This window comes from Micromonospora haikouensis (assembly GCF_900091595.1).
Lineage (GTDB): Bacteria > Actinomycetota > Actinomycetes > Mycobacteriales > Micromonosporaceae > Micromonospora > Micromonospora haikouensis.
In genome coordinates, this window is sequence record NZ_FMCW01000015.1 from 19514 (window position 1) to 33473 (window position 13960).

Below are 13960 nucleotides of genomic sequence, written 5' to 3' on the forward strand. Positions count from 1 at the left end.
CGGTACGGTCGACGGATGGGTGACGCGGAACGACGGCGACGCCGGTCGAGGCACCACACCGACGGCGAGACCCCGGCCGCCGCCACGGCCGGCACGCAGGACGTGGCGGCCGAGCCGCCGCGCCGCCGGCCCGCCCCCGGCGGCGACGACCGGGACGGCGGCGAACGGGGCCTGCGCGGCCTGGTCGGCCCCGGCTCCTCGCAGGTGGGGCCCCGGGCGGCGATGCGGGCCCGGGACGCCGCCCGGCCGACCGAGGCGGACCTGGCCGAGGCGGAGCAGCGGGTGGTCGTCGTCCGGCGCAACTGGGTGCCCCGCGAGGACCTGCCCCGCTCCGGCCGCTGAGCTGCGCGGGGCGGGGCAGGTCCTCGCGCCGGGTCAGGGCAGCTCGGGCAGCTCGCGGGTCTGCTCGTACGCGGCGACCTGCTCGATCCGCCGGGCGTGCCGGGGGTTGCCGGAGAACGACGTGGTGAGGAACGCCTCGACGATGGCGGTCGCCTCGTCCAGGGTGTGCTGGCGGGCGCCGACGGCCACGATGTTCGCGTCGTTGTGCTCCCGGCCGAGCTGGGCCGTGTCGATGTTCCAGGCCAGCGCCGCCCGGACGCCGGCGACCTTGTTCGCGGCGATCTGCTCGCCGTTGCCCGAACCGCCGATGACGACGCCGAGGCTGCCCGGATCGGCGACCACCCGGGTGCCCGTGTGCAGGCAGAACGCCGGGTAGTCGTCGTCCGGGTCGAAGACGTGCGGCCCGACGTCGACCACCTCGTACCCCTGCTTGGCGAGGTGGCTGGCCAGGTGCACCTTCAGCTCGAAACCGGCGTGGTCGGATCCCAGATAGACGCGCATACCGCGCAGTCTGTCAGGCCGGCTCACGCGCCGACGCGCGGGCGGCGGCGCGGAGCCGGTTTTTGCACAGAAGCGCAGTTCAGGGTGTTGCTCAGCGGGGCAGCTCGGCCACCACGAGGCCGCCGCGGGCCTTCGGGGTGAACCAGGTGCTCTTGCGCGGCATCTTCTCCCGGGCCAGGTTCACCGCGACGAAGTCGTCGACGGTCACCGGGGCGATCAGCACGGCCAGCTCGGCCCGGCCCGCCTCGACCTCGCCGGTCAGCCAGCTCGCCGGGTAGTCGCCGCCGACGTACGTGATCCGCTTGTCGCCGGGGTCGAGGCCGAGCGCGTCGCGCAGCAGCACCCGCTCGACCAGGGCGTGGTCGAGGTTCTCCAGCCGGCCGCCGTCGACGTGCGGCAGGCGCACCGCGTACCCCTGGTCGGGGAGCCGGAGCGCGACGGTGCCGCCGGCCGTCGGGACCTCGACCGGGCCGTCGACCGGCTCGACCTCGGCCCCGGCGGCGCGGAGCCGGTCGAGCAGCTCGGCCGGGGTGACGGTCAGCTCGCTGACCAGCCGGTTGTAGGGCTGGATGGCGACCGACGCGGGGGTGGTCACCACGGCCAGGAAGCGGGGCAGGCCGCCGGTCTGGGCGGCGAGGCTGCGGTGGTTGCCGTCGGCGACCACCAGCTCGCCGCCGCCGGCGAGCGCGGTCAGCGCGTCCTGCTCCGGGCCGGGGCCGAGCAGCCACACGGCGTGCGTGCGCCCGGCCTGATCGGTGTCGGTCGCGGCGGGCGCGCCGGCCGTCTCGGTCGCCGCCGCGAGCGCGGCGTGCAGCTCGTCGCCCCGGCCGGTCTGGAGCAGGAGTACGGGCGAGAGCAGGTGCCCGAGCGCCTCGGCGAGCGCGACCCGCTCCCGGACCTTGGCGATGAACACGTCCTCGTTGCGGATGACCAGGCCCGGCTCGTCGGCGCTGGTGGAGATCTGGTCGGTGTCGACCATGGCGAACATCCCGTACGCGGTCTCCTCCCCCGGCGCGCTGATCCGGTAGAGGACCACGACCTGCTCGGCCGGGGTGTAGCTGCCGTCGGCCTTCGCCTCGGCGAGCCGGGTCACCGCGTCGGGCAGCGCGTCGAGGAACGACTTCCCCAGGCTCTCCGGGGCCCGGTGGGGCATCTCGATGCCGAGGGCACTGTGCGGGTTCGCCTCGATGATCGCGGTGATCTCCGCGTCGTCGGCGAACTCGTCGTAGTTCTGCGCGCCGGTGCCGCCAGTGGTGATCCAGGCCCGGGCGATCGGATGCACGACCGTCATGTCCGCTGACGCTACCGCCGCGGGGTTACGCCGCGGGCCGCACCCCACCCGAGTCCACCAACTGAACGGGGCCCCGCCGGTCGCGCCGCCTGGGCGGCGCGACCGGCGGGGGTGAGAGGGGAACCCTTCTCTGCCGCAGGCGTTAAGAAGGGGCCCTTCCTTACTCGAAGCTGGGGCCGACCTCGCGGGAGCGCTTCAGCTCGTAGAAGCCGGGCGTGCCGGCGACCAGCAGGACGCCGTCCCAGAGCCGGCCGGCGGCCTCCCCCTTCGGGCGCGGGGTGACCACCGGGCCGAAGAACGCCACCGGCGAGCCGTCCGGGCCCGGCGCGTGGATCACCGGGGTGCCCACGTCCTGGCCGACCGGCCGCATGCCCGCCTCGTGGCTGGCCCGCAGCGCCTCGTCGTAGTCGGTGGAGTCGGCGGCGTCGGCCAGCTCCGGGCCCAGCCCGGCGTCGGCGAGCGCGGCCACGTACAGGTCCCGGCCCAGCTCCTCCTTGCCCAGGTGGATGCGGGTGCCCAGCGCCGTGTAGAGGGCGCGGACGGCGTCGGGGCCGTGCTGCTGCTGCACGGCGACGCACACCCGCACCGGGCCCCAGCCGGCCTGCATGAGCTGCTGGTACTGCTCGGGCACGTCCCGGCCCTCGTTGAGCACCGACAGGCTCATCACGTGGAAGCGGACGTCCACGTCGCGGACCTGTTCCACCTCCAGCAGCCAGCGGGAGGTCACCCACGCCCAGGGGCAGATGGGGTCGAACCACATGTCGACGGCGACACGGTCGGTCACGTGAGGTTCCCTTCGCGACGGGAGGGCCGAAAGCCGGCGCCTCGTCCCTCGATCCTCACCCCACGGCGCATCGACCGGTAGCGGAATGAGAGCGTGAGCTCGACCACCGCGAGGTGCCCTCGCATGGAAGACTCGGATCGGAACCGGTCGCCACGAGCGAGCGGTGGGCTGGCGCCGCGGCGGCGCACGGCGAGAGTGGGATGGAGACGAACAGTGCCGGGAGTGCGCAACCTGACCCAGGTGGAGGCCACCGAGCGGGCCCGCCTGCTTGAGGTGACCGGGTACGACATCAGTCTGGACCTGTCGACCGCCGTGCAGGCGGCCGACGGACGCACCTTCCGGTCGGTGACCGAGGTCCGGTTCCGCTGCGCCGAGCCGGGTGCGGCCACCTTCATCGAGGCCGCCGCCGAGTCGGTCCGGTCGGCCACCCTCAACGGCGTCCCGCTCGACCTGTCGGGCTGGTCGGCGGAGAAGGGGCTGGCGCTGCCCGGCCTGGCCGCCGAGAACACCCTCGTGGTGGACGCCGACTTCGCGTACTCCAACAGCGGGCAGGGGCTGCACCGCACGGTCGACCCGGTCGACGGGGAGACCTACCTTTACAGCCAGTTCGAGACGGCCGACGCGCAGAAGGTGTTCGCCTGCTTCGACCAGCCCGACCTCAAGAGCGTCTACACCTGGCACGCCACCGTCCCGGAGCACTGGCGGGTGGTGTCCAACATGCCGGTGGCCCGCGAGGAGCCGGCCGGCGAGGGGCTCAAGGCGGTCCACTTCGCCCAGTCGGCCCGGATGAGCACCTACATCACCGCGCTCTGCGCCGGCCCGTACCACGAGGTGCGCGACAGCCACGACGGCATCGACCTCGGGGTCTACTGCCGGGCGTCGATGGCGCAGCACCTCGACGCCGACGACCTGTTCCTGATCACCAAGCAGGGCTTCGACTTCTTCCACGAGCAGTTCGGGGTGCGCTACCCGCTGCCCAAGTACGACCAGCTCTGGGTGCCCGACTTCAACGCCGGGGCGATGGAGAACTTCGGCTGCGTCACGCACGCCGAGTCGCACTACATCTTCCGCTCGCAGGTCACCGACTTCGAGTACGAGCAGCGGGCCAACACGATCCTGCACGAGCTGGCGCACATGTGGTTCGGTGACCTGGTCACCATGCGCTGGTGGAACGACCTGTGGCTCAACGAGTCGTTCGCCGAGTGGGCCAGCCACTGGTGCAACGCCCACGCCACCCGGTTCACCGACGCGTGGACGACGTTCCTGTCGATCCGCAAGAACTGGGGCTACCGGCAGGACCAGCTCTCCTCCACCCACCCGGTCTACTGCGAGATGCCGGACCTGGAGGCCGTCGAGGTCAACTTCGACGGCATCACGTACGCCAAGGGCGCGAGCGTGCTCAAGCAGCTCGTCGCGTACGTCGGCGAGGAGCCGTTCCTGGCCGGGCTGCGGGCCTACTTCGGCAAGCACGCCTGGGGCAACGCCACCTTCGACGACCTGCTGTCGGAGCTGGAGGCGGCCTCCGGCCGGGAGTTGCGCAAGTTCGCCGCCCAGTGGCTGGAGACCGCGCAGGTCAACACGCTGCGCCCCGAGGTGACGATCGGCGCGGACGGCAGCTACGAGCGGGTCGTGGTGCGGCAGGAGGCCCCGTCGGGGCACCCGACGCTGCGCACCCACCGCATCGGCGTGGGCCTGTACGACCTGACCGACGGCCGGCTGGTGCGCCGCGACCGGGTCGAGGTCGACGTGACCGACGAGGCGACCGAGCTGACCGACCTGGCCGGGGTGCGGGCCGCCGACGTGCTGCTGCTCAACGACGACGACCTGACGTACGCGAAGCTGCGCCTGGACGAGCGGTCGATGGCCACGGTGGTGCAGCACATCGCCGGGTTCGAGTCGTCGCTGTCGCGGGCCCTGTGCTGGATGGCGGCGTGGGACATGGTCCGCGACGCCGAGCTGTCGGCCCGCGACTACCTGGCGCTGGTGCTGGCCGGGCTGCCCGCCGAGACCGACATCAACCTGGTCACCGCCACCCTGCGGCAGTCGGTGGTGACCACCCTCAACCTGTACGCCGACCCGGCGTGGGCCCCGACGGGCTGGGCGGAGCTGGCCCGCGCCGCGAAGGCGACGCTGGCCACCGCCGAGCCGGGCAGCGGGCTCCAGCTCGCCTGGGCGCGCGCGTACGTGCAGGCGTCCCGCTCGGCGGAGGACCTGGCCGCCGTCCGGGGCTGGCTGAACGGGGTGGACGTGCCCGCCGGGCTGGCCATCGACACCGAGCTGCGCTGGGTGATCCTGCAGTCGCTGGTGAGCAAGGGCGTCGGCGGGCCGGCCGAGATCGAGGCGGAGCTGGCCGGCGACCGCACCGCCAGCGGCGAGCGGGAGGCCGCGTACGCGCACGCGCTGGTGCCGACGCCGGAGAACAAGGCGGCGGTCTGGGCGCAGCTCACCGGCCCCGACGCGCTGCCGAACTGGCGCAACCGGGCGCTGTTGCAGGGCTTCGCCCCGGCGGTGCAGGCGGAGCTGGTCGCGCCGTACCGGGAGCGGTACTTCGAGGTGGTGGACCAGGTCTGGGCGCAGCGCGACAGCGAGCCGGCGCAGGAGTTCGTGCAGCTGGCGTACCCGACGCAGCAGGTCTCCGAGGACACGGTGGCCGCCACGGACGCCTGGCTGGCCGCCGCCGGCGACAAGCCGGCGTCGCTGCGGCGGCTGGTCGCCGAGGGCCGCGACGCCGTCGTGCGCGCGCTGAAGGCCCGCGAGCGCGACGCCCGCAGCGCCTGACCCCACGTGGTACGCGGCCCGGGGCCGACGGTGGACGCGAGTCCACCGCCGGCCCCGGGGCGTTTAGTGTGGCGTGAGGAGGTGGACGCGATGGCACAGCCGACGTACGGGTGGCAGCCGCCGGGGCGCGGCTGGCGCGAGGAGGACCTGCGCGACCTGCCGGAGAACGGGAACCGCTACGAGATCATCGACGGGAGCCTGCACGTGACCCCACCGGCCGGACCGGACCATCACGAGCTGGCCGACGACATCCGGATGGCGCTGCGCCAGGCCGCTGCGCCGGGCTGGCGGGTCATCCGCGAGATCGGTGTGCGGGTGCCGGGCGGCAACCTGATCCCCGACGTCACGGTGCTGCGGCCGACCGCCCCGCGGGAACGGATGTGGGCCGAGCCCGCGGATGTGGCGCTCGTCGTCGAGGTCGAGTCACCCAGCAGCCGCCGGCACGACCGGTTCACGAAGCCGGCCCTCTATGCCGAGGCCGGCGTTCCCGCCTACTGGCGGGTGGAGCGGGGCGACTTCGGGCCGGTCGTGTACCGCTACGAGCTGGCCAAGGACGACCACTACCGCCTGCTCGGCACCGTGGGCCCCGATGACCCCGTGCAGGTCGCCGAGCCCTGGCCGATGACGCTCGACCCGGGCCGCTGGCCCCGCTGACGGCACCGCCCCGCCCCGCCGGACCGGCACGCCCCGCCGAACGCACGGACGCCCGGTCCGCTGTCGCGGACCGGGCGTCGCCGTCGTGTGCGGTGCTGCTCGCCGTGGGCTCCTGCTCGCCGTACGGGTGGTGAGAAGGGTGCCCTTCTCGACCGTATGCGTTAAGAAGGGGCCCTTCCTTACGCCCGTCCGGCGTGGCTGGCGAGCTGGTCGAGACCGCTGATGATGCCGCCGGCCAGGTCGCCGCCGCCGAAGGCCGCCACCATGGAGAGCGCGGCGAGCTTCGCGTAGGTGTCGGGGATGCGCTTGCGCGCCTGCCGCCCGGTGACGATCTCGAGCTGGCGCTGGTTGGGCGACACCGCGATCAGCACGGACCGGTCGGGGTCGGCGAGCTGGCGGTGCAGCCGCTGGGCGTGCGCGCGGATCGGCTCGTCGAGCCCGCCGACGTAGACCGAGAAGACCAGCCCGGTCCCCTGGTCGGCCAGGCGGAGCGCCTCGTCGATGCGCAGCAGCTGGCGGGTCGAGAAGGGCCCGTCCAGCACCTCGGGCGGGGTGCCCGCCTCGGCCTGCTTCTCACCAACGGTCACTTGCGCCTCCGGTTCCACCAGCCGGCGCCTCGACGCCGGCCCGGTCAAGCTTGTGGCTGGTCAGCGCCGGCGCCTGCGCGCCCGCCGCCAGCGCGGTGCCGGCCGAGTCGGCCAGCTGCTCCGGACGGCCCAGGAACCAGACCGGAGTGAAGTCGAAGGGTCGACCCGGCCGGTAGCGCTTGGCACCGCCACCGGAGGACCGGCCACCGGCGAACGCCAGCGCGGTGATCACCAGCACCACGGCCGCCGGGATGCCGACGAAGATCAGCAACGTCTCGGTAACAGACAATCCCAACGCCCCCAGGCGGAAAGAGAGACCAGGAACTTCCGGGTCGGTTGGACGATCATGACATCGGCTCGCCGACTCCGCTCGTATTCACGTTAGCGGAGCCCACGGCCCGCCAGACTGCGGGGTGGCGATCCCACCCGCCACTGGCGTGCTCAAGCTGCGCGGCGACACCGAGAAGGGTCGCGTCGGCACCGTACCGGCCGGTGAGCAGGACCCCGACGGGCAGCCCCTCGGCGGTGCGCCCCAGCGGCAGCGACACGGACGGTTCCCCCGTGACGTTGAACACGGCGCAGTACGGCGAGAACCGCCGTTGCAGGTCGAAGTCGCGCTCGGGGTCGCCGTCGGCGGTGAACCAGCCCACCGGCGCCTGCGGCGCTGCGAGGGTCGGGCAGAGCAGCAGGTCGCAGCCGGCGGTGCGGCGGGCGGCCCGGCGTACCTGCGCCTGGAGCTCGCCGAGGGTGCCGGTCAGGGTGCCGGCGGAGATCTCCGCGCCGCGCGAGCGCAGGAGGCGGGTCAGCGGCAGCAGCCGGCTCTCCCGCTCGGGCGGGACGGGGGTGAGCGCCAGGACATACCACACGATCTCGAACAGCGGCCACACCTCGGGGCCGAACGGCGCGGGGACGTCGACCACCTCGTGCCCGGCGTCGGCGAGCAGCGCGGCGGCGGTGTCGACGGCGGCCACGCAGTCGGGGTGGACGGGCTCGTCGGCGAGCATCGGGGCGGTGAACCGGCCGACCCGCAGCCGGCCGGGCGCGCCGCCGCGGGCCGCGCCGAGGTAGCCGCCGTCGGGCGCGGGCGGCGGCAGGTAGGGCTCGCCGGGCACCGGCACCGCCATGACGTCGAGCAGCGCGGCGACGTCGGCGACGGTGCGCCCCAGCGGCCCGTTGATCGGCAGGCCGAACGCGCCGAAGCCCAACGGCCCGCCGGGGACCGCGCCCCGGCTGGGCTTGTGGCCGACGAGGCCGCACAGCGAGGCGGGGATGCGCAGCGAGCCGCCGCCGTCGGAGCCCTGGGCGACGGGGACCAGCCCGGCCGCGACCGCCGCCGCGGCTCCGCCGGAGGACCCGCCGGCCGTGTACGCCAGGTCCCACGGGTTGCGGGCCGGCGGCGCGACCAGGCCCTCGGAGTAGAGCGAGCAGCCCAGCTCGCTGGTGGTGGTCTTGCCGAGGCTGACCAGCCCGGCGGCGCGGATGAGCCGGACGACGTCGGCGTCGAGCGGGGGCACCAGGTCGGCGAAGGCCGCCGAGCCGAACGTGGTGCGCACCCCGGCGGTGAGCGTCAGGTCCTTGATCGCGGTGGGCACGCCGTGCAGCGGGCCGCGCCCCTGCGCGGGGGCGGCGTCGGCCGCCCGCGCCGCCTGGCGGGCCGCCTCGCCGGTGACGGTGACGAACGCGCCGACGGTGTCGCCGAGCGCGTCGACCCGGGACAGGTGGTGCTCGACCAGGTCCACGCTGGAGCACTCGCCGCGTGCGATCGCGGCGCCCTGCTCCAGGGCGGTCAGGTCGTGCAGCTCGGCCACCCCGCCCATCCTGCCCGACCCCGCCCCGCCCCGCCGCCCGACACGACCGGTCACCGCGGCGTCTTGTCGTCCTCCAGCAGGCCCGCCCAGTCGCGGTCGATCGACAGCAGCTCCCGGATCGCGAACCGTCGCTCCAGGCCGAGGAAGCGCAGGGCGTTGGTGGAGAGGAGCTTGGCGCGCTGCCCGGCGGTGAGGAAGTCCGCCTCGCGGACCACCCGCCCCGCCGGCCGCTCCCCCAGCGGGTACGGGTAGTCGCTGCCGACCAGCACCCGGTCCTCCCCCATGGTGTCGACGAGCAGCCGCAGCGCCGCCGGGGCGAACACCACCGAGTCGACGCAGAACCGGTCGACGTACGCGCTGGGCGGGGCGGCGGACGCGCCCCGGACCAGGTCGCCCCGGCGGTGCCAGGCGTTGTCGGCCCGGCCCAGCCAGAACGGGAAGCTGCCGCCGCCGTGGGCGAAGCAGATCCGCAGCGTCTCCGGCACCCGGTCGAACACCCCGCCGAGGATCATCGCCAGCACCGACAGGTGCGTCTCGGCGGGCATCCCGGCCAGCCAGCGGGCCATCCACCGGTCGAGCCGGGGGCCGTCCGGCATGTCCCACGGGTGCACGAAGACGGGCGCGCCGACGTGCGCGCAGTGCTGGAGGAAGGTGACCACGCCCGCGTCGTCGAGGTCGCGGTCGCCGACGTGGTTGCCGATCTCCACCCCGACGTGCCCGGCCGCGAGGCAGCGGTCCAGCTCGGCGCAGGCCGCGTCCGGGTCCTGCAACGGCACCTGGCAGAACGGCACGAGCCGGTCGCCGCCGCCGGCCGTGACCTCCAGCGTCAGGTCGTTGAAGATCCGGGCGACCTTCGCCGCCTGGTCGGCCGGGCGGTCGTAGGAGAAGAACACCGGCGTCGGCGAGACCACCTGCACGTCGACCCCGTCGGCGGCCATGTCGGCCAGCCGGGTCGGCGCGTCCCAGCACTCCGCCCCGACGGGCCGGAACTCCGTCTCCCCCACCATGATCATGGCGGCCCGCTCGGAGTCGACCCGCAGCCAGGGCCAGCCGGACCCGCCGCACGCCGCGCCGAGGTCCGGCCACCCCTTCGGTACGACGTGCGTGTGCACGTCCACGACGGGTGCGCCCCCGTCCGGGGCGGGTGAGTGTGACGCGGGCCCGGCCGTCATCAGCCCTTGCCCGGGTGCAGCGCGCCGCAGTCGCCGCAGGTGCGGGCGGCCTCGTCGGCGTAGAACGCGCCGAACACCGGGGGCAGGTCGGCGGCGATGTCGCGGACCTGCAACTCCACCTCGTGCACCTTCGCCCCGCACTGCGGGCAGTACCACTGGAACTTCTCCAGCGTGCCCTCCTCGCGGACCCGCTCGACGACCACGCCGATCGAGCCAGCCTCGGGGCGCTGCGGCGAGTGCGGGGTGTCGCGCGGCAGCATCCACATCTGCCCCTCGCGCACGTGCACCGTACGCGGCCCCTCCGGCGTCATCAGGTTGACGTGCATGTTGCCCTTGACCTGGTAGAAGAACTCCTCGTACGGGTCGACGTGGAAGTCGGTGCGCTGGTTGGGCCCGCCGACGACCATCACGATGAAGTCGTCGCCGCCGGGGAACATCTCCTTGTTGCCCACGGGCGGCTTCAGCAGGTGCTGGTTCTCGGCGATCCAGCCGGGGAAGCTGAACGGCTCGGCGATCTCACTCACGACTGACCTCCCGAACTCACGACTGACCTTCCGACGTCACGACTGACCTTCCGCCGGAAGAAGTGCCACGGCCTGCATCTCGATCAGCAGGTGCGGATGCGGAAGCTGGTGCACGGCCACCGTGGTCCGGGTCGGCCCGTCCGCGTCGAAGAACTCCGCCCACACCTCGTTGTAGCCACCGAAGTCGTTCATGTTGACCAGGTACGAGGTGACCTGCACGAGGTCGGCCAGGTCCGCGCCGACCGAGCGCAGCAGGTCCCGGAGGTTGCCGATCACGGCCCGGGTCTGCTCCCGGATGTCCAGGTCGGTGGTGCCGAACTCGTCCACGGCGACGCCGGCGAACGTGTTGTCGGGCCGCCGCGACGACGTACCGGAGACGAAGACGAAGCCGCCCGCGACCTTGACGTGCGGGAACGCCCCGCGCGGCACGGCCTTCCCCGCCACCACCCGAGCCCGCCCGCTCACGACGCCGCCCCGGGCGACGCCGCCCGCAGCGACGCGACGCCGAGCTTCTCGACGACGGCCCGCACGTGCGCGCCCGGCCGCAGCGGCACGGCGGCCGTCGCGGCCCCGGCGAGGAACACCCAGCCGGAGCGCAGCCGCACCCCGTGCCGGCCGGCGAGTCGCAGCCCCTCGTCCAGGGCCCGGCGCGGGTCGCCGAGGATCGCCGCGGTCGAGCCGACCTGCGCGATGCGCCCGTCGACCTCCAGCAGCACGCCGAGGTTGTCCAGCCCGTCGGGCACCGGCGACCAGGGCCCGATCGTGAACACGCCGGCCGAGGTGTTGTCGGCGATCACGTCCGGCAGGGAGAAGGTGAAGTTCGCGTACCGGGAGTCGATCAGTTCGATCGCCGGGGCCACGGCGCGCACCGCGTCGGCGAACGACCCGACCGGCTCGCCCGGCTCGGGCACCCGGTCCAGCAGGAACGCCACCTCCGGCTCGACCCGGGGATGGATGAAGTCGGCCACGTCGACCGTGCCGCCGTCGGGCACCCGCATCACGTCGGTGAGCCGCCCCCAGATCACCTCGTCGACGCCGACCTGGGCCATCTTCGCGCGGCTGGTCAGCCCCATCTTCAGCCCGACGAGGCGCTCGCCCCGGTCGAGCCGGCGCTGCACGAGGGCGGTCTGCACCGCGTACGCGCCGTCGACGTCGAGGCCGGTCTCGGCGGCGAGCTGGCCGATGGCGGTGGCCGTGTCGGCCGCCTCGCCCAGCTTCGCGGCGATGCCGGCGGTGTCCACCCCGATCATGACTTCTCCTCGCTGAAGCAGGTCCGCACCGAGCCGAGCCCGGAGATCCGCGCCTCGTACGCCGCGCCGGGCGTCACCGGCGCCATCGGCCCGAGCGCCCCGGAGAGCACCACGTCACCGGCGCGCAGCGGGTCGCCGGCGCGGGCAAGGGTGCCGGCGAGCCAGCCGAGGGCGTGCAGCGGGTTGCCGAGGCACGCCGCGCCCGCGCCGACCGAGACGGGCTCCCCCGCGTGCTCCAGGACCATCCCGCACAGCCGCAGGTCGACGTCGGCGAGCCGGCGCGGCGCGGCACCGAGCACGAACAGCCCGCTGGAGGCGTTGTCGGCGACGGTGTCGACGATGGAGATGTCCCAGCCGGCGACCCGCGAGTCGACGATCTCGATAGCCGGCAGCACGTGGTCGACGGCCCGCAGCAGGTCGACGGTGGTGGGCCGCCCGACGGTGAGGTCCGCGCCGAGCACGAAGGCGATCTCCGCCTCCACGCGGGGCTGGAGCAGCCGCCCGATCGGCACCTCGTCGCCGTCGGCGACGGCCATCGCGTCGGTCAGCACGCCGAAGTCCGGCTCGTACACGCCGAAGCCGTCCTGCACGGCCCGGGAGGTCAGGCCGATCTTCGCGCCGACCCGGCGCTCGCCCCGGCCGTGCCAGGCCCGTGCCTGGCGCTGCTGCACGAGGTACGCCGACGCGACGTCCCCCTCGGGCAGCAGCCGGCCGCGCAGCGGCGGGCAGGGCTTGCCGCTGGACCGGGCCTCGGTCAGCTCCCGGGCGGCGGCTTCGATGTCGACGGTCATGTGAGGTCCACGCAGACGTTGGTGAGTTCGGAGTAGAAGTCGAGGGAGTGCACGCCGCCCTCGCGGCCGATGCCGGACGCCTTCACCCCGCCGAACGGGGTGCGCAGGTCCCGCAGGAACCAGGTGTTGACCCAGACGATGCCGGCGTCGAGGCGGGCCCCGGCCCGGTGCGCCCGGCCCACGTCCCGGGTCCACACGGTCGCGGCGAGGCCGTACTCGGTGCCGTTGGCCAGCGCGTACGCCTCCTCCTCGGTGTCGAACGGGGCGACGTGCACCACCGGGCCGAAGATCTCCTCGCGGTTGGTGCGGGCGTCGGGGCGCAGGCCGGTGAGCACGGTGGGCCGCACGTACGCCCCGCCGTCGCGGGCATCGCCGAAGGCGGGCGTGCCGCCGCCGGCCCGGAACTCGGCCCCCTCGGCGCGGGCCAGGTCGTGATAGCCGAGCACCTTGTCCCGGTGCTGGTGGGAGATCAGCGGCATGTTGACGGTGGCCTCGTCGGCGGGCCACCCGTACGCGAGTGCGTCGGCCGCCTTCGCCAGCCGCCCGACGAACTCGTCGAACACGGGCCGCTGCACGTAGATCCGCTCGGTGCACAGGCACACCTGGCCGCCGTTGGTGAAGCTGGACCGCACCGACCCGGCGACGGCGGCGTCGAGGTCGGCGTCGGCGAAGACCAGGCCGGCGTTCTTGCCGCCCAGCTCGAACGAGACGGCCTTCACCCCATCGGCGGCGGCCCGCATGATCGCCCCGCCGGTGGCGGACTCGCCGGTGAAGGTGATCGCGTCGACGTCCGGGTGGTGGGTGAGGAACTCGCCGGCCGAGTCGGGGCCGAAGCCGTGCACCAGGTTGAACACCCCGTCGGGCACCCCGGCGGCGGCCAGCGCCTCGGCGAGCAGGGTCGCCGAGGCGGGGGTCTCCTCGCTGGGCTTGACCACCACGGCGTTGCCGCAGGCCAGGGCCGGGGCGACCTTCCAGGTGAGCAGCAGCAGCGGCAGGTTCCACGGGACGATCACGGCGACGACGCCGACGGGCTTGCGCACGGCGTAGTTCAACGCCCGCCCGCCGGTCGGGGTGACGGTGGTGAACGACTCCGTCGGGGCGGTCGCCACGATCTCCGCGAACGCCCGGAAGTTGGCCGCGGCCCGGGGCACGTCCAGCGTGCGGGCCTGGCTGATGGACTTGCCGGTGTCGGCGACCTCGGCGGTGACCAGGTCGGCGAAGCGGCGTTCCAGCTCGTCGGCGACCCGGCGCAGCACCTCGGCGCGCTCCCGCTCCCCCGTCCGGCCCCACGGCCCGCGCAGCGCCGCCCGGGCGGCGGCCACCGCGTCGTCGACGGTGGACCGGTCGGCCTCGACCACCTCGAAGACCGGCTCGCCGGTGACGGGGCTGTGCTTGGTGAACCGCCGGCCCGCGTCGACGAACTCCCCGCCGACGAAGTGCCGCAGCAGCGGCGGCCCGCCGGCCGCCCGCCCGGCCAT

At 74.2% G+C, this 13960-nt stretch carries 15 protein-coding genes; 3 read left to right on the forward strand and 12 right to left on the reverse strand.

The features are described 5' to 3' along the window. Positions 1–15 precede the first annotated feature (15 nt). Positions 16–342 carry a hypothetical protein gene (locus tag GA0070558_RS16645; protein WP_043966308.1) on the forward strand — a complete coding sequence of 109 codons (327 nt, stop codon included), beginning with the start codon at positions 16–18 and terminating at the stop codon, positions 340–342. A gap of 33 nt (positions 343–375) precedes the next feature. Here the strand turns inward: GA0070558_RS16645 and GA0070558_RS16650 are convergent, their stop codons facing one another. The 3 genes from GA0070558_RS16650 to GA0070558_RS16660 form a co-directional block, all read right to left on the reverse strand. Beyond that, positions 376–843, reverse strand: coding sequence for a ribose-5-phosphate isomerase (locus GA0070558_RS16650; RefSeq protein ID WP_043966306.1), 468 nt, complete (start codon positions 841–843; stop codon positions 376–378). 91 nt (positions 844–934) lie between these two features. Then, positions 935–2134 carry a DUF1015 family protein gene (locus GA0070558_RS16655; protein ID WP_091280880.1) on the reverse strand — a complete coding sequence of 400 codons (1200 nt, stop codon included), beginning with the start codon at positions 2132–2134 and terminating at the stop codon, positions 935–937. Between the two features lie 160 nt (positions 2135–2294). After that, positions 2295–2894, reverse strand: a complete 600-nt coding sequence (locus GA0070558_RS16660) for a mycothiol-dependent nitroreductase Rv2466c family protein (RefSeq protein ID WP_439709611.1) — start codon at positions 2892–2894, stop codon at positions 2295–2297. Between the two features lie 246 nt (positions 2895–3140). On the opposite strand from GA0070558_RS16660, the gene pepN reads away from it, so the two are divergent. Both pepN and GA0070558_RS16670 read left to right on the forward strand, forming a co-directional pair. Continuing rightward, positions 3141–5696 (forward strand): aminopeptidase N, encoded by a 2556-nt coding sequence (gene pepN, locus GA0070558_RS16665; RefSeq protein ID WP_091280886.1) that lies wholly within the window; start codon positions 3141–3143, stop codon positions 5694–5696. A gap of 90 nt (positions 5697–5786) precedes the next feature. After that, complete coding sequence (locus tag GA0070558_RS16670; RefSeq protein WP_091281177.1) at positions 5787–6350, forward strand: Uma2 family endonuclease; 564 nt, start codon at positions 5787–5789, stop codon at positions 6348–6350. A gap of 179 nt (positions 6351–6529) precedes the next feature. On the opposite strand, the gene GA0070558_RS16675 is transcribed toward GA0070558_RS16670, so the two are convergent. Genes GA0070558_RS16675 through GA0070558_RS16715 form a run of 9 tightly spaced genes read right to left on the reverse strand, consistent with a single transcriptional unit; the run spans position 6530 to position 13960 of the window. After that, on the reverse strand, positions 6530–6937 hold the full coding sequence (locus GA0070558_RS16675; RefSeq protein WP_043966300.1) for a DUF5130 family protein: 408 nt from the start codon (positions 6935–6937) through the stop codon (positions 6530–6532). Beyond that, positions 6924–7232: an aa3-type cytochrome oxidase subunit CtaJ gene (gene ctaJ, locus GA0070558_RS16680; protein WP_431896366.1), complete on the reverse strand. Its 309-nt coding sequence runs from the start codon at positions 7230–7232 to the stop codon at positions 6924–6926. The genes GA0070558_RS16675 and ctaJ overlap by 14 nt, the downstream gene beginning before the upstream one ends. A 49-nt stretch (positions 7233–7281) precedes the next feature. Continuing rightward, positions 7282–8745, reverse strand: coding sequence for an amidase (locus GA0070558_RS16685; RefSeq protein WP_091280887.1), 1464 nt, complete (start codon positions 8743–8745; stop codon positions 7282–7284). Positions 8746–8795: 50 nt separating this feature from the next. Then, positions 8796–9917, reverse strand: coding sequence for an amidohydrolase family protein (locus GA0070558_RS16690; RefSeq protein ID WP_256091981.1), 1122 nt, complete (start codon positions 9915–9917; stop codon positions 8796–8798). Next, positions 9917–10441 (reverse strand): 3-hydroxyanthranilate 3,4-dioxygenase, encoded by a 525-nt coding sequence (locus GA0070558_RS16695; RefSeq protein ID WP_091280892.1) that lies wholly within the window; start codon positions 10439–10441, stop codon positions 9917–9919. The genes GA0070558_RS16690 and GA0070558_RS16695 overlap by 1 nt, the downstream gene beginning before the upstream one ends. Positions 10442–10477: 36 nt before the next feature. Continuing rightward, on the reverse strand, positions 10478–10906 hold the full coding sequence (locus GA0070558_RS16700) for a RidA family protein (RefSeq protein WP_091280895.1): 429 nt from the start codon (positions 10904–10906) through the stop codon (positions 10478–10480). Beyond that, entirely contained in the window at positions 10903–11691 is a 789-nt protein-coding gene (locus GA0070558_RS16705) for a 2-keto-4-pentenoate hydratase (RefSeq protein ID WP_077938672.1), read from the reverse strand. The genes GA0070558_RS16700 and GA0070558_RS16705 overlap by 4 nt, the downstream gene beginning before the upstream one ends. After that, positions 11688–12482: a 2-keto-4-pentenoate hydratase gene (locus GA0070558_RS16710; protein ID WP_091280898.1), complete on the reverse strand. Its 795-nt coding sequence runs from the start codon at positions 12480–12482 to the stop codon at positions 11688–11690. The genes GA0070558_RS16705 and GA0070558_RS16710 overlap by 4 nt, the downstream gene beginning before the upstream one ends. Beyond that, on the reverse strand, positions 12479–13960 hold the full coding sequence (locus GA0070558_RS16715) for a 2-hydroxymuconic semialdehyde dehydrogenase (RefSeq protein WP_091281180.1): 1482 nt from the start codon (positions 13958–13960) through the stop codon (positions 12479–12481). Before GA0070558_RS16715 ends, GA0070558_RS16710 begins: the two co-directional genes overlap by 4 nt.

Excerpts from the sequence above, each read along its gene's own strand:
- GA0070558_RS16645 (WP_043966308.1), top strand. The coding sequence starts at position 16 with ATGGGTGACGCGGAACGACGGCGACGCCGGTCGAGGCACCACACCGAC.
- GA0070558_RS16650 (WP_043966306.1), bottom strand. The coding sequence starts at position 843 with ATGCGCGTCTATCTGGGATCCGACCACGCCGGTTTCGAGCTGAAGGTG.
- GA0070558_RS16655 (WP_091280880.1), bottom strand. The coding sequence starts at position 2,134 with ATGACGGTCGTGCATCCGATCGCCCGGGCCTGGATCACCACTGGCGGC.
- GA0070558_RS16660 (WP_439709611.1), bottom strand. The coding sequence starts at position 2,894 with ATGTGGTTCGACCCCATCTGCCCCTGGGCGTGGGTGACCTCCCGCTGG.
- GA0070558_RS16670 (WP_091281177.1), top strand. The coding sequence starts at position 5,787 with ATGGCACAGCCGACGTACGGGTGGCAGCCGCCGGGGCGCGGCTGGCGC.
- GA0070558_RS16690 (WP_256091981.1), bottom strand. The coding sequence starts at position 9,917 with ATGACGGCCGGGCCCGCGTCACACTCACCCGCCCCGGACGGGGGCGCA.
- GA0070558_RS16705 (WP_077938672.1), bottom strand. The coding sequence starts at position 11,691 with ATGATCGGGGTGGACACCGCCGGCATCGCCGCGAAGCTGGGCGAGGCG.
- GA0070558_RS16710 (WP_091280898.1), bottom strand. The coding sequence starts at position 12,482 with ATGACCGTCGACATCGAAGCCGCCGCCCGGGAGCTGACCGAGGCCCGG.
- GA0070558_RS16715 (WP_091281180.1), bottom strand. The coding sequence starts at position 13,960 with ATGGCCGGGCGGGCGGCCGGCGGGCCGCCGCTGCTGCGGCACTTCGTC.